Source organism: Amycolatopsis sp. NPDC001319 (assembly GCF_042896185.1).
GTDB lineage: Bacteria > Actinomycetota > Actinomycetes > Mycobacteriales > Pseudonocardiaceae > Amycolatopsis.
In genome coordinates this window covers 17707-43014 of sequence record NZ_JBIAWY010000017.1, presented here as the reverse complement: position 1 = coordinate 43014, position 25308 = coordinate 17707, and the positions used below count along the sequence as shown (strand labels likewise).

20 protein-coding genes and 1 tRNA gene are annotated in these 25308 nt (G+C 71.4%); 10 read left to right on the top strand and 11 right to left on the bottom strand.

The genetic code is table 11. The features are described from left to right. The 7 genes from ACFY1H_RS42700 to ACFY1H_RS42670 form a co-directional block, all read right to left on the bottom strand. Nucleotides 1-270, bottom strand: coding sequence for a hypothetical protein (locus ACFY1H_RS42700; protein WP_386955886.1), 270 nt, complete (start codon nucleotides 268-270; stop codon nucleotides 1-3). A gap of 185 nt (nucleotides 271-455) precedes the next feature. Further along, a complete protein-coding gene (locus ACFY1H_RS42695; protein WP_386955885.1) occupies nucleotides 456-1100 on the bottom strand; it encodes a hypothetical protein in 645 nt (214 codons plus the stop codon). Continuing rightward, entirely contained in the window at nucleotides 1093-1515 is a 423-nt protein-coding gene (locus ACFY1H_RS42690) for a thioesterase family protein (RefSeq protein WP_366586665.1), read from the bottom strand. Before ACFY1H_RS42690 ends, ACFY1H_RS42695 begins: the two co-directional genes overlap by 8 nt. Next, entirely contained in the window at nucleotides 1512-6497 is a 4986-nt protein-coding gene (locus ACFY1H_RS42685) for an NAD-glutamate dehydrogenase (protein ID WP_386955884.1), read from the bottom strand. Before ACFY1H_RS42685 ends, ACFY1H_RS42690 begins: the two co-directional genes overlap by 4 nt. Nucleotides 6498-6990: 493 nt before the next feature. Further along, the gene (locus tag ACFY1H_RS42680; protein ID WP_386955883.1) at nucleotides 6991-9573 is read right to left on the bottom strand and encodes a hypothetical protein; all 2583 of its coding nucleotides are present in this window, start codon (nucleotides 9571-9573) and stop codon (nucleotides 6991-6993) included. A 14-nt stretch (nucleotides 9574-9587) separates the two neighbouring features. Continuing rightward, complete coding sequence (gene ettA / locus ACFY1H_RS42675) at nucleotides 9588-11264, bottom strand: energy-dependent translational throttle protein EttA (protein WP_366586672.1); 1677 nt, start codon at nucleotides 11262-11264, stop codon at nucleotides 9588-9590. Nucleotides 11265-11364: 100 nt separating this feature from the next. After that, entirely contained in the window at nucleotides 11365-13383 is a 2019-nt protein-coding gene (locus tag ACFY1H_RS42670) for a cytochrome c oxidase assembly protein (RefSeq protein ID WP_366586674.1), read from the bottom strand. A gap of 63 nt (nucleotides 13384-13446) precedes the next feature. Between ACFY1H_RS42670 and ACFY1H_RS42665 the strand changes: the two genes are divergently transcribed. Then, complete coding sequence (locus tag ACFY1H_RS42665) at nucleotides 13447-14085, top strand: histidine phosphatase family protein (RefSeq protein WP_366586677.1); 639 nt, start codon at nucleotides 13447-13449, stop codon at nucleotides 14083-14085. Here ACFY1H_RS42665 and ACFY1H_RS42660 read toward each other — a convergent pair. Beyond that, nucleotides 14059-15240, bottom strand: coding sequence for an MFS transporter (locus ACFY1H_RS42660; protein ID WP_386955882.1), 1182 nt, complete (start codon nucleotides 15238-15240; stop codon nucleotides 14059-14061). The genes ACFY1H_RS42665 and ACFY1H_RS42660 overlap by 27 nt on opposite strands. Before the next feature lie 83 nt (nucleotides 15241-15323). Between ACFY1H_RS42660 and ACFY1H_RS42655 the strand changes: the two genes are divergently transcribed. The 6 genes from ACFY1H_RS42655 to ACFY1H_RS42630 all read left to right on the top strand — a co-directional run bounded on the left by ACFY1H_RS42655 (nucleotide 15324) and on the right by ACFY1H_RS42630 (nucleotide 20809). After that, complete coding sequence (locus ACFY1H_RS42655) at nucleotides 15324-16391, top strand: LacI family DNA-binding transcriptional regulator (protein ID WP_386955881.1); 1068 nt, start codon at nucleotides 15324-15326, stop codon at nucleotides 16389-16391. 168 nt (nucleotides 16392-16559) lie between these two features. Next, entirely contained in the window at nucleotides 16560-17093 is a 534-nt protein-coding gene (locus ACFY1H_RS42650; protein ID WP_386955880.1) for a peptidase inhibitor family I36 protein, read from the top strand. 1691 nt (nucleotides 17094-18784) lie between these two features. Further along, nucleotides 18785-18861: transfer RNA gene (locus ACFY1H_RS42645), tRNA-Arg, on the top strand. Nucleotides 18862-19200: 339 nt separating this feature from the next. Then, a complete protein-coding gene (locus tag ACFY1H_RS42640; RefSeq protein ID WP_386955879.1) occupies nucleotides 19201-19440 on the top strand; it encodes a hypothetical protein in 240 nt (79 codons plus the stop codon). A gap of 48 nt (nucleotides 19441-19488) precedes the next feature. Next, a complete protein-coding gene (locus ACFY1H_RS42635; RefSeq protein WP_366590659.1) occupies nucleotides 19489-19845 on the top strand; it encodes a hypothetical protein in 357 nt (118 codons plus the stop codon). A 103-nt stretch (nucleotides 19846-19948) separates the two neighbouring features. Further along, a complete protein-coding gene (locus ACFY1H_RS42630; protein WP_366590364.1) occupies nucleotides 19949-20809 on the top strand; it encodes an alpha/beta hydrolase in 861 nt (286 codons plus the stop codon). Between the two features lie 77 nt (nucleotides 20810-20886). Here ACFY1H_RS42630 and ACFY1H_RS42625 read toward each other — a convergent pair whose 3' ends face one another. Beyond that, entirely contained in the window at nucleotides 20887-21465 is a 579-nt protein-coding gene (locus tag ACFY1H_RS42625; RefSeq protein ID WP_386955878.1) for a TetR/AcrR family transcriptional regulator, read from the bottom strand. 184 nt (nucleotides 21466-21649) lie between these two features. On the opposite strand from ACFY1H_RS42625, the gene ACFY1H_RS42620 reads away from it, so the two are divergent. Next, a complete protein-coding gene (locus ACFY1H_RS42620; protein WP_386955877.1) occupies nucleotides 21650-21895 on the top strand; it encodes a hypothetical protein in 246 nt (81 codons plus the stop codon). A 10-nt stretch (nucleotides 21896-21905) separates the two neighbouring features. Here ACFY1H_RS42620 and ACFY1H_RS42615 read toward each other — a convergent pair whose 3' ends face one another. Next, entirely contained in the window at nucleotides 21906-22520 is a 615-nt protein-coding gene (locus ACFY1H_RS42615) for an MBL fold metallo-hydrolase (RefSeq protein ID WP_366590358.1), read from the bottom strand. Nucleotides 22521-22573: 53 nt separating this feature from the next. Next, on the bottom strand, nucleotides 22574-23164 hold the full coding sequence (locus ACFY1H_RS42610) for a TetR/AcrR family transcriptional regulator (RefSeq protein WP_366590356.1): 591 nt from the start codon (nucleotides 23162-23164) through the stop codon (nucleotides 22574-22576). Between the two features lie 139 nt (nucleotides 23165-23303). On the opposite strand from ACFY1H_RS42610, the gene ACFY1H_RS42605 reads away from it, so the two are divergent. Together ACFY1H_RS42605 and ACFY1H_RS42600 are read left to right on the top strand one after the other, a co-directional pair. Beyond that, the gene (locus ACFY1H_RS42605; RefSeq protein ID WP_386955876.1) at nucleotides 23304-24488 is read left to right on the top strand and encodes an exo-alpha-sialidase; all 1185 of its coding nucleotides are present in this window, start codon (nucleotides 23304-23306) and stop codon (nucleotides 24486-24488) included. 69 nt (nucleotides 24489-24557) lie between these two features. Beyond that, a complete protein-coding gene (locus ACFY1H_RS42600; protein WP_366590351.1) occupies nucleotides 24558-25298 on the top strand; it encodes an alpha/beta fold hydrolase in 741 nt (246 codons plus the stop codon). Nucleotides 25299-25308 lie beyond the last annotated feature (10 nt).

The following is a 25308-nucleotide window of genomic DNA, read 5'->3' as shown; positions in this document are numbered from 1 at the left end:
CTAACCGTTCTGGCTTCCGTTCATTCCGCCCGAACCGTCGCCGGAATCGGCCACTGACGTGGCGATCCACGCCGCGAACAATGCGGCTTGCACATACGGCGCAGCCTCACCCACGGCTCGGCCGACCCGCGAAAAACGCCCGGGGCGCACGGTTTGGCCCGTCTGCTCGGGCCCCTCGGCAGCCACCGGGCGGTCGGTGCGCCACGGTGTCTGCTCGGCCCGTACGCCGGCGAGGAAATCCGCCGTCGGGTCACCGTCGGGGTCGGTCATGTCCCCACCCTCGCACCGCCGCCGGGAAAGCACCACGGCCGCAAGGGAATCGCAAGGAAATCAGAAGCGAACGGGCAATGGCGCGTGCCTTCCGCGCGCTTATTCCAGACAAAGCGAACAGACAATGTGACCGGAACGAGCCCCGCGGAATGGCGAGGCTCGTCCCGGGAATGGCGAAGATCAGTTCAGAACAGAAGCGGCAACAACGCGTGCCTGCGCTTCAGCACCGCCCCATATCGGGCATCCAGCCGTAGCCACGAGTCCGTGGCCGTCACGCGGACGACGTCGCCGTCGATCGACGAGTCGAACAGCCCCATACCGGACAAGGCGAACAAACAGCGCAGCTGCACCTTCACCTCGAGCTCGCCGCCGGTGACCGTGAGCACGGCCTGGTCCATCAGCGACGCCGGCGGCGTGCCGTGCGGGCCGACGTTGTCGCGGGCCAGCGTGACGCCGCGGTCGGCCAGGTCGGACACCACACCGACCGGCAGGTCGTCCACGAGCTGCCAGCGGCCCGGCGCGGGCAGCTCCGCGTGCCAGAGCAGGTCGCGCGCGGGTCCGGGGTCCATGACGTCGCCGCCGGCGACCGTGAGGGCCGCCAGCAGCTCGTTGCCCGACACGGTGATGTCGGCCGGGGTCACGGTCCCCGCCACCGCGCGGGTGGCGAGGACCTCGAACGGCGTGGCCGTCCACGCTTCGACAACGCCGCCGTCGCCGGAAGCGCGGTTGCGCAGCCGCACGGCGGTGTTGCCGTCGAGCCGCACCGCGCGGGCGACGAACGCGCCGAGCGTGTCGCGGTCGCCCGCGTCGGGGATGCGCAGCTCAGGCATCGGCGAACACCTTCTTGAGGAACTCGGTCTCCTCGGGGGAAAGGCGCCGCGGCCGCAGCTTGACGGTGTCGTACGGCGCCAGCACGGTCTCCGCGGTCACCGCCACCGGATCCGACTCCTCGGGCCCGGTGTGCACGACGTAGGCCAGCGTGATGGTGGCCGACTTGACCTCGGTGAGCGTGATCTCCACCCGCACCGACGTCTCGGGCGTGACGACGATCGGCGCGCGGTAGTGCACGCCGAGCTTCACCACGACCACGCCCTTGGGCAGCTCGGTGAGGCCGGCTTTCACCGCGTCACCGAACAGCACCGGGATCCGCGCCTCCTCCAGGAGCGTCACCATGTTGGCGTGGTTGACGTGCCCGTAGACGTCCATGTCCGACCAGCGCGGCCGGACGTGCGAAACGTAGGTCACCGCACCGTGCTCCTGATCTGGCGCGCCGCCACCGACAGCGTCGCGAGGTCGAGGCGCCCGGAGCGGGTGATCTCGTCCAGCGCCACGCGGGCGCGCGACAGCCGCGACGCGTTGGTCTTCTCCCACTGCGAGATCTTCGCGTCGGTTGCCACGTCCAGGTCGCTGTGGCGCAGCGCGTCGAGCGTGATGGCGCGCAGCGAGCCGTAGACGTCGTCGCGCAGCGAGAGCCGCGCGAGGGCGTGCCAGCGGTTGCCGCGTTCGAGCTTGCTGATCTCGGTGAGCATCTTGTCGATGTCCAGGTGGTCCGAGAGCGCGTAGTACAGCTCGGCGGTGTCGGCCGGGCTGTGCAGCGCGTCGAGCCCCACCTGCTGCTCGGCCAGCTCGGCGACCTCGACCACGTCGAGCAGGCCGTAGCTGTGCAGCAGCAGCGCCACGCGGCGGGCGAGGTCGGCGGGCACGCCGTCGGCCACGAGCCTGCCGGCGTGCTCCTCCACGGACTCCAGCTCGCGGCCGCGCAGCAGGTCGCCCAGCTTCGGGCCGAGCTCCCCGACCACGGGGCCGAAGCGGTTGATCTCGGCCAGCGGCGCGAGCGGCTGCGGGCGGTTGGTGAGGAACCAGCGGGCTGCGCGGTCGAGCAGCCGGCGCGTCTCCAGCACCATCGCGTCGGCGACCGCGGTGGGCACCACGTTGTCGAGCGCGTCGATCTCGGCCCACAGCTTCGGCAGGTCGTAGACGTGGGTGACCACGGCGTACGCGCGCACCGCGTCGGTGGCCGTCGCGTTCATCTCCTCCATGAGGCGGAAGACGAACGAGATGCCGCCGCCGTCCACCAGCTCGTTGGTCACGAGCGTGGTGATGATCTGACGGCGCAGCGGGTGCTGCGTGATCGCGTCGGAGAACTGCTCGCGCAGCGGCTTCGGGAAGTACTCGGGCAGCCGGCGCGTGAACACCTCCGAGTCGACCAGCTCACTGGCCAGCAGCTCGTCCTTGAGGTCGAGCTTCACGTGGGCCAGCAGTGTCGCGAGCTCCGGCGACGACAGGCCTTCGCCCGCCTTCTCCAGCGCGCGGAACTCCGAGGACGTCGGCAGGGCTTCCAGCTTGCGGTCGAACGCGCCCTTCGCGACGAGCGACGACACCTGCCGCGCGTGCACCGACACCATCGGACCGGCGTGTGCCCGGCTCACGCCGAGCACCGCGTTCTGCCGGTAGTTGTCGGCCAGCACCAGGTCGGAGACCTCGTCGGTCATCTCCTCCAGCAGGGAGTTGCGCCGCGTGTGCTCGAGGTCCCCGGTCGCCACGAGGTGGTCGAGCAGGATCTTGATGTTGACCTCGTGGTCGGAGCAGTCCACCCCGGCCGAGTTGTCGAGCGCGTCGGTGTTGATCTTGCCACCGGAGCGGGCGAACTCGATCCGGCCGAGCTGGGTCAGGCCGAGGTTGCCGCCTTCGCCCACGACCTTCACGCGCAGCTGGTTGCCGTTGACGCGGATCGCGTCGTTGGCCTTGTCGCCCGCGTCGCCGTGGGTCTCGGTCTCCGCCTTGACGTAGGTGCCGATGCCGCCGTTCCACAGCAGCTCGACCGGCGCCAGCAGGATCGCCTGGATGAGCTCCATCGGCGGCAGGTGCGTGATGCCCTCGTCGATGCCCAGCGCCTCGCGCACCTGCGGGCTGATCGGGATCGTCTTGGCCGAACGCGGGTAGATGCCGCCGCCCTCGCTGATGAGCGAGCGGTCGTAGTCGTCCCACGAGCTGCGCGGCAGGTCGAACAGTCGGCGCCGCTCGGCGAACGACGACGCGGCGTCCGGGTTCGGGTCGAGGAACACGTGCATGTGGTTGAACGCGGCCACCAGGCGGATGTGCTCGCTCAGCAGCATGCCGTTCCCGAAGACGTCGCCCATCATGTCGCCGATGCCGACGGTGGTGAAGTCCTCGGTCTGGGTGTCCTTGCCCAGCTCGCGGAAGTGGCGTTTCACGCTCTCCCACGCGCCCTTGGCGGTGATGCCCATGGCCTTGTGGTCGTAGCCGACCGAGCCGCCGGAGGCGAAGGCGTCGCCGAGCCAGAAGCCGTACTGGCCCGAGACCTCGTTGGCGATGTCGGAGAACTTCGCGGTGCCCTTGTCGGCCGCGACGACGAGGTAGCTGTCGTCGGCGTCGTGGCGCACCACGCCCGGCGCGGGCACGGTCTTGCCCTCGACGCGGTTGTCCGTCAGGTCGAGCAGGCCCGAGATGAACATGCGGTAGCACGCGATGCCCTCGGTGAGCTGCGCGTCGCGGTCGAGGCTCGCGTCCCCGGTGGGAGCCGGCGGGCGCTTCACGACGAAGCCGCCCTTCGCGCCCACGGGCACGATCACGGCGTTCTTCACCGCCTGCGCCTTGACCAGGCCGAGCACCTCCGTGCGGAAGTCCTCGCGCCGGTCGGACCAGCGCAGGCCGCCGCGCGCGACCTCGCCGAAGCGCAGGTGCACCCCTTCCACACGCGGCGAGTACACGAAGATCTCGAACTTCGGCCGCGGCTCCGGCAGCTCCGGCACGCCGCTCGGGTCGAGCTTGATCGCGAGGTACGGCCGCGCGGCGCCGTCCGCGCCGGTCACGTGGTAGTTCGTGCGCAGCGTCGCGTTGATCACGGCCATGAGGCGGCGCAGGATGCGGTCCTCGTCGAGGCTCGTGACCTCGTCGATCATCGCGGTGATCTCGCCGACGAGCGAGTCCTCGCGCGTCTTGCGGTCCACATCGGACAGTTGCGGGTCGCAGCGCGTCTCGAACAGGTTCAGCAGCCGCATGGCCACTTCGGTGTGCTTGAGCACCGTATTCTGGATGTATTCCTGGGAAAACGGGCTGCGGGCCTGCTGCAGGTAACGCGAGTACGCGCGCAGCACCGCGGCCTGGCGCCACGTGAGGCCGGCGCGCAGCACGAGGCCGTTGAAGCCGTCGACCTCCGCGTCGCCGCGCCACGCCGCGTGGAACGCGTCCTGGAACCGATCGCGCAGCGCGTCGAGGGCGACGGTGCTGCTCTCGTCGAGGTACTTCGCCGAGATGCGCAGGCCGAAGTCGTAGATCCAGCTGGCGCCGCCGTCTTCGCGGAACAGCTCGTACGGCCGCTCGTCGACGACCTCGACGCCCATCGCCTGCAGCAGCGGCAGGACCTTCGACAGCGTCACGCCTTCGCCGCGCAGGTAGAGCTTGAAGCGGCGCTCGCCCGGCTCGGCGTCGGCGGGCAGGTAGAACGACAGCGCCAGGTCGCCCTCGTCGGCCAGCGTGTCGAGCTTGCGCAGGTCGGCGAGCGCCTCGTCGGCGGTGAAGTCCTCCTTGTAGCCCTCGGGGAACACCGCGGCGAAGCGCTGGCCCTGGTCGACGGCGGACTCCTCGCCCATCACGCCGATCGGCTGGCCGTCGCCCGCGCGCTCGCGGCGCTCGGCGAGGATCGCCTCGACCATGCGGTCGTCCCAGCTGCGCACGACGGTGTTGAGGCGTTCCTGGATCCGCAGCGTGTCGGGCTCGATCCGGTGCGCCGGGTCGGTGTGCACGATGAAGTGCACCTGCGCGAGCACGGTCTCGCCGATGCGCGCGCTGTATTCGAGCTGCGTGCCTTCCAGCTCCTCCAGCAGCACCTTCTGCATCGCCAGCCGCGAACGCGTCGTGTAGCGGTCGCGCGGCAGGTAGACCAGGCAGGAGTAGAAGCGGCCGTACGGGTCGCGGCGCAGGAACAGCCGCAGCCGGCGGCGGTCCGACAGCGTGATGGCGCCGGTGGTGGTGGCGTAGAGCGAATCCGTGTCGGCGGAGAACAGGTCGGCGCGCGGCCAGTTCTGCAGCACCTCCAGCATGCGCTGGCCGGAGAACGACTCCATCGGGAAGCCGGCGCGGTGGATGACCTCGCGCACGCGCTTGCACACCACGGGGATGTCGAGCACGTTCTCGTGCAGCGCCGTGGTGGTGAACATGCCGAGGAACCGGTGCTCGCCGGTCACGGTGCCCTCGTCGTCGAACGTCTTCACGCCGACGTAGTACGGGTACACCGGGCGGTGCACGGTCGAGGGGGCGCTGGCCTGCGTGAGCACCAGCAGCGTCGGGGACAGCGCGCTGGCGTAGTCGTCCGGGCCCGCGGTGAGGCTGCGGGCGGCGAGGCTGTCCTGGCGCAGCACACCGAGGCCGGACGCGAGGACCGCGCGCAGGGCCGGCTCGTCGGAGTCGGGGTGCGGGTTCTCGACCAGCTCGTAGCGGCGGTAGCCGAGGAAGGTGAAGTGGCCGTCCGCGAGCCAGCGCAGCAGGCGGGCGCCCTCTTCGACCTGCGAGGGGTCGGGCAGCTTCGGCGGGTGCTGCTCCAGCGACTCCGCCACGGAGCACGCCGTCTGCGCCATCTTGTCGGCGTCCTCGACGACCTCGCGGACGTCACCCAGCACCGAGGCCAGCCGGTTGTCCAGCTCGCGGGCGCGGTTCGGGTCCGTGACGAGGTCGATCTCCAGGTACATCCACGACTCGGCCGCCGACATCGCCGGCGGGTTCGCCGGGTCGGCGTCGGGGTGCAGGCCCGCGAGCTCGCCCGTGACGTCGCGGCTGACCACGACGATCGGGTGGACGATGCGGTGCACCTGCACGCCGTCGCGCGCGAACTCGGCCGCCACGCTGTCGACGAGGTAGGGCATGTCGTCGGTGACCACCTGCACGACGGTGGCCTCACGGGTCCAGCCGTCCTGCGCCGCGGTGGGGTTGAGCAGCCGGACCGCCGGGCGTCCCGGCATGCGCTGCTTGGCCAGCTGCAGGTGCGAGCGCACCGCGCCGACGAGCGCCACGGGGTCGTCGCCGACGATCTCCTCGGCCGGGATGTGGCGGTAGTACAGGCGGATCAGGTCACCGATCTCGGGCGCCAACGCCGCCGCGGCGTCGATCAGCTCGTCCCGGAGCTGCTCCGGGCTGGCCGAGCGACGCAACGCGCCGACCTCGGCACCGACATCTGTTCCGGGCGGGGACGAGACTCCCGTCGAGCTCATGTGAGGCAACTCTCCAGTTTCGAGATCGAGACGCGTCCGTCACCACAACGTGGCGGACTCCCCCACACTAATCCGACCCCGCCGGACCCGTGACAAAGACCAGGAGTTGTCCAGACTTACGTTTGCCTTACAGGACGAGGACTTTCGGCGTTGATCGGTTCAGCTACCCGGGAGTCGGGTGATACCCGTTCAGGGGGGAATCCCTTGGCCCCGGGCACGCCCCGCGGTCACCCGGGGTGTCCGGTGGTGCCGGACCGGGTTCGTGATCGGTTCAGTCCTCGCGCGGCCGCACGGAAGCCCGCGGCCAAACCGGAAAAGGTTGCCTTCCGGCACTGCGAGGATTCCCACACCGAAACCGCCCGGACGGGCGACCGCACGGGGGCGGTCCAAGGTGGAGGTGCCCCGAAGCCGGCGTCGGCAAACCCGCTGGAGCTCACCGGTTTCCGGGTACGTCGAAGAGGGCGTTGTCCGCGCTGGGGCTTCGGCGACGGCCTCAGTCGCCGTTGCTCTTGCGCTCTCCCGAAGCGTGCCCGTTGACCGGACGGCGCTTCTTGTCGTCTTCGGAGCCCAGCCGCTTCACCAGCGCGGCGGCGCTCGCCGTTCCCGCCTGGTGCTCGGCCAGCGCGCGGGCCAGCAGCTCGGCCAGCCCGGCGTCCGGCGGCGGCTCGTCCTCGGCGATCGCCCGCGCGTAGCTCTCCGGGAAGGGCTGCGACGTCGGCGTCCACGAGTCGAAGTCCTCGAGCGGATCCAGCGCCGGCGGCATCCGCAGCCGCGGCAGCCACGGGTCCACGGCTTCCTCGGACACCTCTTCGTCCCGCGGCGCCGGTGCCAGGTCCGGCGTCTCGCGCTTCCACGGCGGGTCCGTCACGTCGGAGACGGCCTCGGGCTCCTCCGTGCGCGCGGTTTCCTCGCGCGCACCGGCCTCGTCCGCTCGCCGGCGACCGCCACCGCCGCCCGCGGAGATCCCGAGGCGGTCCAGCACGGAGCGCGCGGCGACAGAACCGTGTTCCGCGTCGTGCCGGGTCTTGCGGCCGCGCGAGATCTCGTCGCGGCGGGCACGTTCCTCGCGGGCCCACTCGTCGCTCTCCCACAGCGGCGCGGCGGGTTCGTCCGCGGGTGCGGGGGCCATCGGCAGCTCGGGCAGGATGTCCGAAAGGTCCGGCAGCGCCAGGCGCGGCAGGTCCTCGGCCACGGCCGGGATCGGCGGGGCCGGCTCTTCGCGGACGACCTCGGCGACGGGCTCCGGCTTCGGAGCCCGCACGGCTCCGGGCTTCTTGAACGGCTTCACCCAGCCCGGCAACGCCGCCGGCGGCTCGGGTGCCGCCCGGCGGCCCGTCTCCGCGGGAGCCTGGCGGGAAGCCGGGTGCGACCCGTTCACGGGCCGCTTGGCCGGTGCTGCGGGCGGCTCGGCGACGCGCGGGCGGTCCGGAGCCTCGGCGCGCGGCGCCGACAGCGTGAAGCGGGCGACCTGGTCGCTCGGTTCGACGGGCGCCACGGGCTCCGGCTCGTCGCGGATCACCGGGATCACCGACGTCCGCTCGGCCTCCGACTCCGCGGCCGCTCGCCCGAACGACCACGTCGGCGTCTTCGACCCGGATTTCTCCGGCTTGCGAACCGGCTTCTCCGGCACCGAACCGGCCGCGCGCACGTACGTCGTCTCCGCCGGAGCGGCCGGCCGCGGTGGTGCTTCCGCACGCGCCGGGGTTTCCGTCCGCGACCGGGTTTCCTTCTGCGGCTGGGCTTCCGGACGCTGAGCCTTCGCCACGGCCGGCTTCGCGGCGACCGGCTTCGCGGCGGCTGGTTTCGCGGCGACCGGTTCCGGGGCAGCCGGCTCGGCGGGGATCGCCCGGATCAGCGCCGTCGTCTCGACGTCGCGCACCGGGGGCTCCACGGCCATCGGCACCGGACGGCCACCCTGCGGCGCCGACCGCGCGATCACGTCGTCGAGGTCCAGCGGCGCCACCGTGCCGGCGCCGAACTCGCCCGCGAGCAGCCCGCACGCCTGGCGGCGAGCCCGCGAGTGGACGTGTTCCGCCGCGCGCGAGCGGTGCAGGCACGCGATGGCTTCCTCGGCGCTGCCGAACCGTTCCTCGATCTGCCCCAGCTCCAGCCACAGCCGCGCGGTGATCGCGGACAGCCCGTGGCGGTCCGTGCTCGCCACGGCTTCGCGCACCAGCTCGGACGCGGCGTCGCCGGCACCGGCGGGCAGGTGGATCCGCGTCGCGACGGCCAGCCGCAGCCACGCCGTGGGCGCGACACCCGCCGCGCGCACGGGCTCGTTCAGCATGGGTTCGGCGATGTCGTACGCCATGTCGGTGTCGCCGCGGTCGAGCAGCGTGCTCACGAGCTGCAGCACGAGCCGCACGCGCACGAGACCGCCGTCGTCGGCCGGGTTGTCGAGCTTCTCGAGGAACCCGAGGCCGGTGCGGGCGGCGTCGGCGGCCGCGGTGAGGTCACCGTGGCGGCGCCGGTGGGCCGCGGCTCCGTTGCGCAGCAACGCCCGCACGAGCAGGCGGGTGTCGGCGTCGAGCGACTCGTCGGCGACCACCAGCTTGTCGGCCTCGACGAGCACGCGGTCGAGCTCCGGCTTGCGGCCGAACTGCGCGAGGCAGCCCACCAGGTGGCACAGCGCTTCGGCGCGGTGCACGGCCGAAACCGCCGGCTCCGACAGCACGGGCCGCAGCGCCGCGAGCCCGGTCAACGGTGTGCCGAGGCTGCGCGCGCACAGGGCCAGGTCGATCCGCAGCCGCGCGGCCGTGTCGGTGTACCCGGCGTGCTCCGCGGCCCGCAGGGCGGCGACGGCGCGCCCGACGGTCGACGTGCGACCGCCGAGGCGCACGCGCGCCGCGACCACGAGGCTCTCGGCGCGGATCCACTGCTCGTCCGCGCCCGCGGCCTCGGCGAGCGCGGCCGCGCGCTCGCCGAGCACCAAGGCGAGCTCGGGCGCGCGCAGGTGCAGCGCGTCCGCCCGCTCGATCAGCCGCCCGAGGTCGGAGAGGGTCGCCCCGCCGGCAGCAGCGAGCCGCCCGCCCGCGGGTGCGGGCGAGCTCGACCGGTTGTGCCTGCTGGCTTCCACTCCCGCCCCCGGCGTCAGTCGCGCTTCAGCTTGCGATGGGTGACCCGGTGCGGCCGCGCCGCTTCGGCGCCGAGGCGCTCGATCTTGTTCTTCTCGTAGCCCTCGAAGTTGCCCTCGAACCAGAACCACTTCGCGGGGTCTTCGTCCGTGCCTTCCCAGGCCAGGATGTGCGTGGCGACCCGGTCGAGGAACCACCGGTCGTGGGAGATGACCACGGCGCAACCCGGGAACTGCTCCAGCGCGTTCTCCAGCGACCCCAGCGTTTCCACGTCCAGGTCGTTGGTCGGCTCGTCCAGCAGGATCAGGTTTCCGCCCTGCTTGAGCGTCATCGCCAGGTTCAGCCGGTTGCGCTCACCACCGGAGAGCACACCCGCGGGCTTCTGCTGGTCCGGACCCTTGAAGCCGAACGCGCTCACGTACGCGCGCGAAGGCATTTCGGTCTGCCCGACGTGGATGTAGTCGAGCTTGTCCGACACGACCTCCCACACCGTCTTCTTCGGGTCGATGCCGGCGCGGTTCTGGTCCACATAGGACAGCTTGACCGTCTCGCCGATCTTGACCGTGCCGGCGTCCGGCTCCTCGAGCCCCACGATCGTCTTGAACAGCGTGGTCTTGCCGACGCCGTTGGGGCCGATCACGCCGACGATGCCGTTGCGCGGCAGGTCGAACGACAGGCCGTCGATGAGCACGCGGTCGTCGAAGCCCTTGCGCAGCTTCTCGACCTCGACCACGACACTGCCCAGGCGCGGGCCCGGCGGGATCTGGATCTCCTCGAAGTCGAGCTTGCGGTGCTTGTCGGCCTCCGCCGCCATCTCCTCGTAGCGGTCGAGGCGCGAGCGGGACTTCGTCTGGCGGGCCTTGGCGTTGGACCGCACCCATTCGAGCTCGGTCTTGAGGCGCTTGGCGAGCTTCGCGTCCTTCTTGCCCTGGACCTCGAGGCGCTCGCGCTTCTTCTCCAGGTAGGTGGAGTAGTTGCCCTCGTAGCCGACGACGCGGCCGCGGTCGAGCTCCATGATCCACTCGGCCACGTTGTCCAGGAAGTACCGGTCGTGGGTCACGGCCAGCACGGCGCCGGCGTACTTCGAGAGGAACTGCTCCAGCCACAGCACGCTTTCGGCGTCCAGGTGGTTGGTGGGCTCGTCGAGCAGCAGCAGGTCGGGGGCGGACAGCAACAGCTTGCACAGCGCGACACGACGGCGCTCACCACCGGAGAGGTGGGTCACGGGCTCGTCCGGCGGCGGGCAGCGCAGGGCGTCCATGGCCTGCTCGACCGTGGAGTCGAGCTCCCACGCGTCGGCGTGGTCGAGGTCCTCCTGGAGCTGGCCCATCTCCTCCATGAGCTCGTCGCTGTAGTCGGTCGCCATGAGCTCGGCGATCTCGTTGTAGCGGTCGAGCTTCTGCTTGGTCTCGCCGAGGCCCTCTTCGACGTTCTGGCGGACGGTCTTCGTCTCGTCCAGCTCCGGCTCCTGCATGAGGATGCCGACGGTGGCACCCGGCTGCAGGAACGCCTCGCCGTTGCTGGCCTGCTCGATCCCCGCCATGATCTTGAGAACGGTGGACTTACCGGCACCGTTCGGCCCCACCACGCCGATCTTGGCGCCGGGGTAGAACGCGGTGCTGACGTCGTCGAGGATGACCTTGTCCCCGACGGTCTTGCGCACCTTCTTCATGGTGTAGATGAACTCGGCCATGCCATCGATCGTAGAGTGGCCCGATCCGCGCCCTGACGGCGGTCACCACCGCGCTACCGAGGGTCATGCCCACATCACGCGGACGACATCATCCGCGCGGTCATTCCGCCCGTTTGCCGTCGGCCAGGTTCTTGAGCATCGCGTTGTAGGCGGCCAGCTCTTCGCCGCCGGTGGTCTCCTCGCGGCGGTCCTTGCGCTTGGCTTCGCGCTCGTCGGCGCGCGCCCACTGCACCAGCAGCGCGATCAGCACCAGCAGCACGGGCACCTCGCCCGCGGCCCACGCGATGCCGCCGCCGAGGCGCTGGTCGGTGAGCAGGTCGCCGACCCACGGCAGGCGCAGTGACGTGTAGAACTCCTGGCCGATCACGGCCTGCATGTTCATCAGGATCACGCCGAAGAACGCGTGGAACGGCATGGCGGCGAACATCATCCCGAGCCGCCCGACCGGCGGGATCTTGCGCGGCGCCGGGTCGACGCCGATCACCGGCCAGTAGAAGACGTAGCCGGCGAGCAGGAAGTGGGCGTTCATCGCCAGGTGCGCCCAGTGGTAGTTCAGCGCGGCGTCGAACAGGCCGGAGAAGTACAGCGCGTAGAACGAGCCCACGAACAACAGCAGCGCGACGATCGGGTGCGTCAGGAACCGCGACACGGGCGAGTGCACGGCCGCCAGGAGCCACTCCCGCGGCCCCGGCGGCGCGCCGGCACCGGCGGTCGGCAGGGCGCGCAGCGCGAGCGTCACGGGCCCGCCCAGCACCAGCAGCACGGGCACGACCATCGACAGCAGCATGTGCGTGCCCATGTGCACGCTGAACATCGCCGGCGAGTAGCGGCCGATCCCCGACGACGTGGCGATCAGGAGCACCAGGCAGCCGGCGAGCCACGCGACGATCCGGCCCGTGGGCCACGAGTCGCCGCGCTTGCGCAGCCGCCGCACGCCGGCGAGGTAGAGCCCGGCCAGCACGATCGCGGCCGTGCCGTAGATCAGGTCGAAGCGCCAGTCGGTGAGCAGGCGCCAGAAGGTGGGCGCGCCGTCGAGGTTGTAGCCGATCAGCAGTTCGGTGGTGGAGGGCTGCGTGACCGCGTCGGCCGGAGGTGGCGTGCGGGCGAGGCCGGACGCGATTCCGAGCGTCACGAACATGATCAGCACCTCGACGGCCGCCAGCCGCAGCAGCTGGCCGCCGCCCTTGCCGTCGACGAGGTCGCGCACGCCGCGCTGGCGCTGCTGGTGCCCGAAGACGCCGAGCAGCAGCAACGCGACGACCTTGGCGACCACGAGCAGGCCGTAGTCGGTGGTGAACAGGTCGCCGAGGTTGATGCGCACCAGCGCGTTGATCACGCCGGAGATCGCCATCACGACCCAGCAGACCAGGGCCAGCTTGGAGAACCGCCGGGCGGCCAGCGACAGGTGCGCGCCCCGGCGCCAGCCGAGCGCGAGCAGCGCCACGAGGCCGCCGACCCACAGGGCGGCCGCGATCAGGTGGAACAGCAGGCTGTTGGTGGCCATGTCGTGCGAGCCGCCGCTCGCCGAGTGCCCGGTGACGGCGACGGGCACCAGGCCCGCGACCGCCACGAAGAACAGCACCGCCGTCCAGCCCCACGTGAGCACGAGCCGGCAGCCGAGCGCGAGCAGCACCGCGATGAGCGCCGTCCACAGCCACGCCTTGGGCTGCTCGATCGCGTCGACGAGGTCCAGGAGCGTTTGGGGTGAAAGGACTTCCAGGAACGGCTTGCCGGCGCCGTCGGCCGCGGTGAAGGCCACCGACAGCAGCGACGAGGCGAACCACACCCAGGCGGCGATGCCGGCCGCGCGCACGGCGGCGTAGCCCTCGGGCCCGAGCGTGCCGGACTTCTGCGGCGGCACCAGGAACGCGGCCAGCAGCAGCGCGCCGACACAGACCACGGACGCGGCTTCGGCGAGCACCCGGACGACCGTGATGCCGTAGCGCGTGACCAGCCCCGGGTCGGGCAGACCGGTGATCAGGTAGCCGGCGCCGCCGGTGAGCGCCACGAGCCCGACCGCGACGACGGCGGCGAGCACCACGCCCACCGAGAGCAGCGGCAGCACACTGGTCCTGCGTCGCGCTGCCGGTTCGGGTTTCGTCACTGCGTCGGTGCTCACCGTTCGAGATTAGGCCGGTCTCGTTTTCCGCGGCACGGGGGTGCGGCCAGGCATGATGGTTTCGTGCGGATCATCCTGCTGCGTCACGCCGAGTCCCTCGGGAGCGTCGACCAACTCGCGTACACCCGGATCCCGGACCACGCGATCCCGCTGACGGAAAAGGGCCGGGCGGAGGCCGCCGCGACGGGGCCGGAGATCAAGGAACTGCTACGCGGCGAGCGCCCTGCGGTGTACGTGAGCCCCTACCTGCGTACACGCGAGACGCTGCGGCTGCTGAACATCGAGAGCGACTGCGACCGCGTGGTGCAGGAACCGAGGCTGCGCGAGCAGGACTGGGGCAACCTCCAGGACCCTCAGGACCAGGAGGTGCAGCGGCAGCGGCGGCACGAGTTCGGCCACTTCTTCTACCGGCTGCCCTTCGGCGAGTCGGGTGCCGACGTGGACGACCGCGTGGCCGGTTTCCTCGCCGAACTGCTGCACAGTGGCGGAACTCACCCCCGCAGCGTGCTGGTCGTCTCCCACGGCCTCACGCTGCGGTTGCTGTGCCGCCGGCTGTTCGGCTGGAGCGTGGACCTGTTCGAGTCGCTGTCGAACCTGCGCACGTGCGAGTACCGAGTGCTGGAGCACGACGGGGACAAGTGGTCGCTCGACCGGCCGTTCGGGCAGTGGCGCGAGTCACCGGACGGGGAGACCCAGGGCTAGGTCCTCGCGCCGCCGCGCGCGGGCCGCGACGAGGGCAGCCGGCACGATCAGCGCCGCGATGAGGCCGACGACCACGAACGACACGGAGTAGGACGTCGCCTGCGCGATGCCGCCGATCATCGGCGGACCGGCGAGGAAGCCGGAGTAGGCGATGGTGCTGACGAACGCCAGCTCGCGTTCGCCGCCTCCCCCGTCGGCGCGTTTGCCGGCGCTGCCGGCCAGGCTCAGCGCCAGTGGGAACGCCGCGGCGAGTCCGGCGCCGGCCAGCGCGAAGCCGACGTACGCGAAGGCGGCCGGGGTGAACACGGCGGTGCAGACGAGGCCGATCGCCGCGACACCCGCGCCGACGGCGAGGGAACGCGTTGCGCCGAAGCGTTCCTGGCTCCACGCGCCGCCGAGCCGGGCCAGCGCCATGGCGAGCGAGAACCCGGAGTAGGCCAGCGCCGCGGCACCTTGGCCGACGCCGTGGACGGTGACCATGAGCAGGGCCGACCAGTCGGAGCTCGCGCCCTCGGCGATCGCCGAGCACAAGGCGACGACCGCGAGCAGCCACAGGGCGGGCCTGCGGATCGGCGCTTTCCCGCGTTGCGGCGGTGTGGTCTCCTTCGGCGGCCGGTCCCCCGGCACCGCTTTGACCACGACGACGAGCACGACGAGGGCGGTGACGGCGGCCACGGAGAGGTGCCGCGCGGGCGACCAGCCGTGGCCCGCGGCCAGGCCCGCGAGCAGGGAGCCGCCGAGCGCACCGAAGCTGAACCCGGCGTGCAGCGTCGGCATCACGGCGCGGCCGGTGCGACGCTCGACGGCGACGCCCGCGATGTTCATGGCGACGTCGAGGGACCCCACGCCCGCGCCGAGCACGAACAGGGCACCGGCGAGCAACGGCACGTTCGGCGCGAACCCGACGAGGGCGAGTGCGACGGCGGCCACCACGGTGCTGCCCGCGACGGCCGCGCGGGCACCCACGCGTTCGGTGATCCGGCCGGAAACCGGTGCGGCACACAGCATCCCGACGCTCGCACCGAGCAGCGCAAGCCCGAAGACACCGGGCACGGCGTGCACATGCGCGGCGATGGCGGGCGTGCGCGGGGCCCACGAACCGAGGGCCGCCCCGTTGAGCGCGAAGACCGCGAACACCGCCGTCCGATCGCGCATCCTCCGCCGCCTCTCTGCCGGGAGTCCTTGGCCCAGAATGACTTAAGCGCTTCAGCAAGGCAAGGCCGCGCTATGCTCCGCCGATGACGAGCACCCGGCGCCGGCGCCCGACGCTGGACGACGTCGCCGAGGCGGTCGGGGTGTCCCGCGCGACCGTCTCGAACGCCTACAACCGGCCTGACCAGCTGTCCGCGCAGCTGCGGGAGCAGGTGCTGCGCGCGGCCAAGGAGCTGGGCTACCCCGGCCCGAACCCGACCGCGCGCAGCCTCGCCACGAGCCGGACGGGCGCGATCGCGTTCCTGCTCGACGCGTCGCTGTCGGCGGCGTTCTCGGACCCGGCCTTGTCGATCACGCTCGATGCGCTCGCGAAGGCCGTGGAGCCGACCGGTCACGCGCTGCTGCTGTTGCCCGGCGGCGAAGCGCACGGCGGGCCGGCGGCCGAGCGCGTGCTGGCGGCGCAGGCCGACATCGCCGTGGCCTACTCACTGGCCGACGGCAGCCCCGCGCTGGAGGCCGTGCACGACCGCGGTTTGCCGCTCGTGGTCATCGACCAGCCCCTGCTGCCCGACACGGCCCGCGTCGGCTGCGACGACCGCGGCGGGGCCGCCCTGGCGGCGCGGCACCTGCTGGAGCTGGGGCACCGGCGGTTCGCGATCCTGTCCGCGCCCCGGCTGTCGCCCGACGGCCCCTCCGGCCTGGAGTCCGCGCGGGCGAGCTCGTTCCACGGCACCCGCGAGCGCCTGGCGGGCTACCTGTCGACGCTGTCCGCGGCCGGCGTGACCGACGTCGCCGTGGCCGAGGCGCCGTGGCTGTCGGCGGACACCGCCCGGTCGAGCGCCGCGGAGCTCCTCACCGGCACGCCCCGCCCGACGGCGCTGCTGTGCATGTCCGACCAGCTCGCGCTGGCTGCCGTCGCCGCCGCCCGGCAGCTGGGCCTGCGCGTGCCGGACGACGTCTCCGTGGTCGGCTTCGACGACACCCCGCAGGCCGCCTGGGCGGAGCCGCCGCTCACCACCGTCCGCCAGGATCTCGCCGGCAAGGGCCGCACCGCGGGCGAGCTGATCCTGCACCTGCTGGCCGGCGACAATCCGCCTCCGCCGGTGGTGCTCCCGGTGTCGTTGATCCGCCGAAACAGCACGGCCGAGGTTTAGCAATACCGTTCACCGATCTGTGGACAACTCGCGCCGTTCGAGCGACGGAATACTACTTGTCCACAGACGTAGGAATGCGGGCAGACAAACCCACCCCCACCCGCCATCGTGGAACTCACACATTCCACGGCGGCCCCTCCGGCCGCCACCGAGGGGGGAGTTCCCACGATGTTCCGACGCCTGCTGCCGAAGCTGCCCACGTTCCCCGGCCACTCCGGCCGGCCCACCACGCCGTCCCGCCTGCCCGGCCTGCCGCCGCGCCTGCCCCGCGTACTCCTGCTGGCAACGGCAGGCTTGCTGGCCGGCCCGGGGGTGGCTTCTGCTGCGCCTTCCGCGACTCCTGCTGCACCTTCTGCGGCTTCTGCTGTTCCTTCGTCGCAGGCAGCTTTCACTGCGCCTTCTGCCCACGCCTCCGCCACTCCGGACCCGTCCTGCACCGTCGGCGAACTGTGCCTCTGGACCACCGAAAGCTACTCCGGCACCACTCAGCACTACGACCTCCGCACCGCCAATCCCGAAGACTGCATTCCCCTGCCCGAGGGATTCGAGGGGCATTCCTTCGTCAACCGCCTGACCCGCGACGTCACCATCTACCAAAGCGAAGAATGCACGACCGAGGGAGACTTCACCACCTATCCGGGTGGCGGCACTTACGTTCCGCAATCCCCCTTCGTGGTCCGCGCCATCAAAATCTGGAACTGACGCCCCACCGCGCCCCGGGGTGCCACGACCCCCGCTTGCCACCCCGTGGCGCCCCACCGCCCCACGCTTGGCACCCCGGGGTGCCCTCATCCGGTCGCCCACGCCGAACGCTCCCTGCTCGCTCACCGCCGGTCGCCTCACCCGTGACACAGCCACCCGACTTGCCCACTCCGCAGCGCCCTCACCAACGAGATCTCCCCGGGGGACGACTTCACCGGACTTGCTCGCCTCCGGGCCTTCGCAACCAGCGAACCCACCTCAGGCCAGCCCACCCGACTCGCCCAACGCGGGGCACACCCAACCAACAACCTCACCCCACCGCACCCGTGCCCCACCGGACAGGCACTCCCTGCGGCTTCGCAACCAGCGAGCCCACCCCGGCCAGCTCACCCAACCAGCCACCACAGGGCTCGCCCAACCAACAACCCCACCCCGGCGCACCCATGCGCCCACCGACCTTGATCTCCTCCGGGACTTCGCAACCAGCGAACCCACCCCAGACAACTCACCCAACCAGCCACCACACGGCACTCCGAACCAGCGACCCCACCCCGCTAAGCCCGCACGCCCACCGACCTTGATCTCCTCCGGGACTTCGCAACCAGCGAACCCACCCCAGACAACTCACCCAACCAGCCACCACAGGGCTCGCCCAACCAACAACCCAACCCCGCGGCGCCCGCACGCCCACCAGCCTCGATCTCCTCCGAGGCTTCGCGACCAGCGAACCCGCCCCAGACAGCTCACCCAGCCAGCCGCCGCAGGGCACTTCCAACCAGCGATCTCACCCTGCGGCGCCCTGCCTTGCCCTCGCCGGAGCCGCCGACCCCGGCCACCAAGCCCAGCAGCACGCACACCACCGTGCCGCTGACCTGCCACCACCTCGACCACCCGACCGGGACCGGCTGATCGGTCATCCCGCGGCCCCCACCGCGCCGCCACACCGATCGCCGGCCCCCGGGGCCGTCCCCCGAGCGGCCCCACCCCCGTGGGCGCGCCACCTTCCCCGTGTCCAGCGCGCCCACGGGGCCTTACCCCGGTCCCCACCGCTCTCCCCGCCCACCGCCGGGCCAGATTCGCACCGGCCGTAAAACCGCCCAGCCCAGCGCCACTGTCCCGACCGAAACCCAGCCACCGATGCTCCGACCTCCGCCCGTCTCGTTCCCTGCGCTCCGCCCCGTCCCGAAATAGCACCGCAGCCGGCACCCTCCGCAGCGGCCGCAGTCGATCGCCCTGATCGGTTTCGACCCGCCACGACCGTCGCAGCGCGCCAGCCCGGCGCACCGATCAACCACCATTCATCACGTCTGGCCGAAGTCCCGGCCCCAACCCCACGAGGAGCTCCCCGTGCACCCCGACCCCCGCCCACCGACCTGCCGAAACCACCCCCCTCCCCGCCCGGCCGAGGCCCGCTCCGAGGAGTCGTGGCGATCCCACCCATTCGGGCGGGATGTCGTGGGCGGGCAACGGCCGCGAGCGAGCCCGGAGTGCCCGATGAACCCCTGGTGAACGCGCCGCCGGCGTGTCCCCGTGGCGACGACCAAGATCACCCGCGCGGGGACGGGGCAGGGGCGTGGCATCCGGCGAATCCGGCGAACGAGACCTGAAACGATTCGACGGTGTCGAACGATCGAGAGGATGGCGACGACTAAGCTGCCGGTGCTGGAGATCGGCAACCGTCGTCGACCCGGGCCCTCGTAGCTCAGCTGGATAGAGCAAGAGCCTTCTAATCTCTAGGTCGCAGGTTCGAGTCCTGCCGGGGGCACCACCAGCGGAAATGCCGCGCGCGGTCAGCGCGCGGCTTCCGCCGGGGCCGAGAATTCGGCGCCATGCCACGGGTCGCGCCGGTGGCGCCGCAAAGAGCCCACTGTGGACGGCCCGCCAGGTCCGCGATCTTCGACACGACCGGACGCCGGATCGTGCAGCGGCCGAATGGGCCAACAGCTCCGGGCCGAGTTCCACTTGAGACACGCTTGTTATCTGGCGCCGCCACGTGAAATGCGCGACCGAGCGGTCACGCGCAGCCACAATCGACCCCAGCGAGGACCCCGTGGACCACAACGAATCGCCAAACCGGCGGCGCGCCGGGAACCGGGCGGCGCGCGCGTTGTTCGACGAGGCGCGGCGTGCCGGGCTCGTGCGGCGGCACCTGCTCAAGCTGCGCTACCTCGCCGATCACCCGCAGCAGCAGGGGGAAACCCCGGCCGCGCCGTTCCCGCTCGATGGCACACCGCGCCGACGACGCCGCACACCACCCGCAGTTCAGCTGGTGTTCGACTTCGCACCGGAAGGAGAACCGAACGACGACAGGACAACCACCGGACAGTCCACATCGGACGCTGCCTGACGCCCGACCGTAGGCGAACCGTATCTTCGAGTGACGAAGGGAGGCGCCGTGGACGTCGAGCAGGTGCGGGAAGCCGCCGTCGAACCGTACGTGGACGGGGTGCCGGTGAGCAGGGTCGTCGACGTCGTCGGGCGGCGGTCCGGGGAGCCGCGGCCGGTAGTGCTGAAGGTGACGCCGCTGGACGGCCGGCAGTACGTCTGCGCACCCGACGGTCGCGGCTGGGTGCGCAACCTGCTCGCCGCCGGGTACTGCCGCGTAGAGCGCGACGGGCCGCAAGGCCGGGACACCGTCCGGCGCGTCCGGCGCGTCGGCGACGAAGAAGCGCAGCCCGTGCTCGAAGCCCAGGCCGCGAACTTCCCGGACGGCCGGCCCACGACCGTGTTGCGCCTCGAACCCCTGGACTAGCCCGAGACAGCCCGTTTAGGTGATGCACGTCATCTATCACTCTCGAATAGATGAGGTACATAATCTAATCAAGCAGATCGACCCAGTCGAAGGAGTCCCGGAGATGTCGCAGACCATCACCCCCAGCCAGCTGACCGCCCCGAACCTCACCGTCGAGGCCGGTAACGGCGTCACCTACGCCTACCGCCGCTTCGGCAACACCGAGCGCGACGTGCGCCCGCTGGTGTTCCTGCAGCACTTCCGCGGCAACCTCGACAACTGGGACCCGCAGCTGGTCGACGCGATCGCGGCCGAGCGTGAGGTGATCCTGTTCGACAACACCGGCGTCGGCGGCAGCTCGGGCGCCACCCCGCGCACCGTCACCGCCATGGCGCACGACGCGCTGGCCTTCCTCGACGCGCTCGGGCTCACCGACATCGACGTGCTCGGCTTCTCGCTGGGCGGGTTCGTCGCGCAGGAACTCGTCCTCATCCGGCCCCTGCTGGTGAACCGGCTCGTGCTCGCCGGCACCAGCCACGAAGGCGGCTTCGGCTTCCACACCTGGACCGGCGAGACCGGCAACGCCGCCACGGCCGACGAGCCCGCCGCCGAGCACCTGTTGCACCTGTTCTTCGCCAAGACTCCGACCGGTGTCGCGAAGGGCTGGGAATTCGTGCAGCGCATCTTCACGCGCACCGAGGACCGCGACGAGGGCGTCACGCTCGCCACCCGCGACGCGCAGCTCGACGCGATCAGCGCGTGGGGCATCCCGGACCCGAGCCGCCTCGCGCGCCTCGCCGCCATCACGCAGCCGACGCTGGTCGCCAACGGGGACAACGACATCATGGTCCCCACGCCCAACTCGAAGGTCCTGGCGGACCACCTGCCCAACGCCCGCCTCGCCCTCTACCCGGGCGCCGGCCACGGCTTCCTGTTCCACTACGCCACCGAGTTCGCCGGTGACGTCAACGCCTTCCTCGGCTGATCCTCCACAACGGACAATGGTCCGGCACCGCGGTGCCGGACCATTGTCGTTCCCTCAACCGAAAATCCACAAAGGACTCACTCGTGCGAGGTCTCGACCACCCGCCGGCGCGCGGCTTCGAGGATCTCGTCCGACAGCGGATCCCCCGCCGTCCCCCGGGCCAGGTACAGCGCACCCACCAACGTCGCCAGCGTCGCCATGTGGTCTTCCCGCGTGGCGGACTCGCCGTCGAACTCGGCAAGGACGTCGAGGAATGTCCGCACGCCGTCGGCATACGACTTGCGCAGCGGGCTCCCCTGCTCGTCCCGCGCGGCCTCGCCGCCGAGCGCCGTGGCGGGGCAGCCCTCGCCCGGCGTGTCCCGCGATTCCTGCGACATGTACGAAGCCGCCAGCTCCGCGCGCCGTTCGCTGACCGGCGCCTCGGGGATCTGCCGCAGCTGCAAGGCCAACTGCTCGAACGCCTCCGCCGCGGCTTCCCCGGCCAGCGCTTCCTTCGACGCGAACTGCCGGTAGAACCCGCCCTGCGTGAGGCCCACTTCGCCCATCAGCTCGGCGACGCTGACGCCACCGACGCCCCGCTCGCGGAACAGCCGCGCGGCTGCCGTGACGACCTCACTGCGGTGCCGATCGGCCTCGGCTCGCGACACGCGTCCCATGCGTCCTCCTCAGGGGAAACCTCCCTCCATGATATATGAGGACCATCATCTTTTCCCCGTCGACGACCGTGACGCCCACGACAGCCGGAAGTGACACGTTGGGGTGACTCAAGGGGTGGAATCACCGGAATCCGGGCATTTCCCGAAAGCGGAAACCCCGCGTTCGACGGAAAGGACGGCGAAGATGAAAACCCGAATCGCTTCCTGGGCCACGGCCGGCGCACTCGTGTGCGGCGGGCTGGTGGCCACGGCACTGCCCGCGTCAGCCGACCAAGTGCCCGGCAACCCGGACCGGTTCTACGCCTACTGCTCCATCGACGTGCTCGGTTTCCCCTTGGCCTGCACGGAAACCGACGCCACCCACGCGTCGCACGAATGTTCCTACGTGCTCTACGGCGTGGACCTCACGATCGCGTGCGAAAGAATCTGACCGCGGCCGGTCAAATCCGTCCGGCCCACGATTCCACGCGTTCGGTGCCGATGTCGGTGTCGTATCCGTGACCCGGGTGCACCACCGTTTCATCGGGCAGCACGAGCAATTTCCGGCGCACCGAATCGTGCAGCGTCGAGGCGCTCGACATCACGTCGCCGGTCATGCCCGGGCCGCCGGACAGGAGCGTGTCACCGCTGAAGAGCAGGCCTTCGTCGGGCAGGTGCAGACACACCGAACCCGCCGTGTGACCCGGGGTGTGCAGCACGACCACCGGTGAGCCGGCGACGGTGAGCACCTGCCCGTCGGCCAGCTCGGCGTCGGGGCGGCGGCCCGGATTGACCGTGGCCCACAGCTTGGCGTCGCCCGGGTGCAGGAGCACGGGCGCGCCCGTCGCGTCGGCCAGGGTGAGCGCGGCGTCCGCGTGGTCGTTGTGCGCGTGGGTGCACAGGATGCCCAGCACGTCGCGCCCGTCGATCGCGGCGGCGATGGCGGTCGCGTCGAAGCCGGCGTCGACGACCAGCACCTCCTCCTCGTCGCCGAGGAGCCAGATGTTCGTGTCGACCGCGAACGACACCCCGTCGAAGCGGTAGTTCCCGGCGGTCACCGTGAGATCGACGTCCACGCCCGGGACGATCGCACGCACCACGAGCCGCGGTGGTCTCAAATAGCGACAGCTCAGCGCGGCCGCAGCCCCTCGACGAGCGTCGCGATGGTCTCGTCCACCAGCTGCGCCACCGGCCGCGTCCCGCTCATCCCGCTGGTCACGAGCGCGGCCAGCCCCTGCAGCGTCGCGAAGATCGCGAACGCCACGTGCTCACCCGCCACCACGTCGCCTCCCGCCTGCGCACGGGCGATCATCGCCGACGTCGCGGCGAACGTCCGGTCCGCCACCGCCCGCAGGTCACGGGCGTCCTCGCGGTTCTTCGCCGCGAACATCAGGTCCAGCAGCGCCGGCCGCCTCGTCGCGAACCCCACCCACGCCCGCGCGAAGGCCAGCAGCGCGGCGGAGAACGGCGCACCGTCGTCCGCGCGCGCTGCCTCGAGCTCTTGGCCCAGCTGCTCGAAACCCCGCTCAGCAAGGGCGTCGAGCAACGCCCGCTTGTCCGCGAAGTGCTGGCGCGGCGCCCCGTGGCTCACGCCGGCGTCGCGGGCGAGCTGCCGCAGCGACAGCTCGTCGGGCCCCGACTCCTCCAGCACCCGCTCGGCGTTCTCGAGCAGCACCGCCCGCAGGTTGCCGTGGTGGTAGCCGGTGCGCGCCTGGATCATGGCCGGAACCCTACGCGCGTGTAGGCAGCGACAACACCTTGACGAACCCCGCACCGCTCCCTAGGTTGTCCGGACATAGGACGTCGGACATCCCACGTCCTGTGTCTCTCCCCCATCCCCACTGACGAGGAGGCGGAACGTGTCACCGATCCGCAGGTTCGGGACGACTCTTCTCGCGGCAGCCGCACTCGGGCTGTCGTTCACCCCCGCGGCCACGGCCGCACCCACGCACCACGGCTGCACGTCGTCGGTGCCCTTCACCTCCGGCTCCGAGGGCTACGACACCTTCCGCATCCCCGCGGTCGTGCGCGCCGCCAACGGGTCGCTGGTGGCGTTCGCCGAAGGCCGGCGCGACTCGGCCGGCGACTCCGGCGCCATCCAGACCGTGTCGAAAACCTCGCGCGACGGCGGCTGCACCTGGGGCCCGCTGACCGTCGTGGACAGCAACGGCGACAACACCGCCGGCAACCCCACCCCGGTCGTGGCGCGCGACGGCGAGCTGGTGCTGCTGACCGTCCACAACGGACCGGTCAGCGAAGCGCAGATCATGTCCGGCACCGCGTCCGCGCAGGACACCCGCCGGGTGTTCGTGTCCAGCAGCCGCGACAACGGCCGCACCTGGACGCCGGCCCGCGACATCACCTCCGAGACCAAACTGCCCACCTGGCGCTGGTACGCCACCGGTCCGGGACACGCCACGCTCCTTCGCCACGGCCCCCACGCCGGCCGGATCGTGGTGCCCGCCAACCACTCCAGCGCTCCGCCCGCCGGCTCGACCGACGTCGGCACGGAGGCGAAGTACTACGGCGGCCACGACCTCTACAGCGACGACAACGGCCGCACCTGGCACATCGGCTTCACCGACGACCGCACCGACGGCGTGATCGCCGCCAACGAGACGTCGATGACCGAGCTGCCCACGGGCGCGCTGTACTTCACCAGCCGCAACCAGGGCTCCGCCGCCGACCACCGCGTCGACGGCTACAGCTTCGACGGCGGCAAGACGCTCGTGCGCCCGTACCAGGTGCAGCCGGGGATCTCCGGCACGAAGGTGGAAGGCAGCGTGCTGCAGACCACGATCCCCTGGCTGCTGGTCTACTCCGGTCCGGCCGACCCGGCCACCCGCGCGGTGATGCAGCTGCGGCTCAGCTCGGACGGCGGGCGTACGTGGAACCCGGGCCGCACGCTGACGAGCAACCCGGCGGGCTACTCCGACCTCGTGCAAGCCGACCCGGCGACCGTCGGCCTGCTGTACGAGACGGGCACCGCCGGCCCCTACGAAAGCGTGGTGTTCCAGCGCATCCCGCTTTCCGGCGTGCGCTGACCCACACCTCGGTCCTGCCGCGCCTGGGGGTGCGGCAGGATCGGGGACCGGGGCGGAAGGGGCACGGCGATGACCGAAGACCGGTGGATCCGGCGCTACCACCCGGCGGACGACGCACCGGTGCGCCTGGTGTTCCTGCCGCACGCGGGCGGTTCGGCGTCGTTCTTCCACCCGTTCTCGAAGGCGCTCTCGCCCGACGTCGACGTGCTCGCCGTGCAGTACCCCGGCCGGCAGGACCGCTTCGGCGAACCGCCGCTCACGCGGATCCCGGACCTCGCCGACGCCATCACCCAAGCCGTGCTGCCGTGGCTCGACGTGCCCGTGGTGCTCTTCGGCCACAGCATGGGCGCCATGCTCGCCTACGAAGTCGGCCTGCGGCTGGAGGCCCGGGGTTCCGGGCCGCACGCCGTGGTCGTCTCCGCCCGCCGCGCCCCGTCCCGCCCGGGCGACAACACCAAACACCTGCTCGACGACAACGCGTTGCTCGCCGAAGTCGCGAACCTCAGCGGCACCGACCCGCGCGTGCTCGCCGACGAAGAACTGCGTGCCCTCGTCCTGCCCGCGCTGCGCGCCGACTACACCGCCGTCGAAACCCACACCCACCCCGACGCCCCACCGCTGGCTGCGCCGATCCACGCGCACGCCGGCGCCGACGACCCGCGCGTGACCCCCGAAGACGTCCGCGCCTGGGCCGCCCACACCACCGGCGGTTTCGACTTCACGACCCACCCCGGCGGCCACTTCTACCTCACCGAGCACCTCGCCGACGTCGTGGCGGCACTGCGGAAGACCTTGGTGATCACCCAGTAGGGTGCGCGAA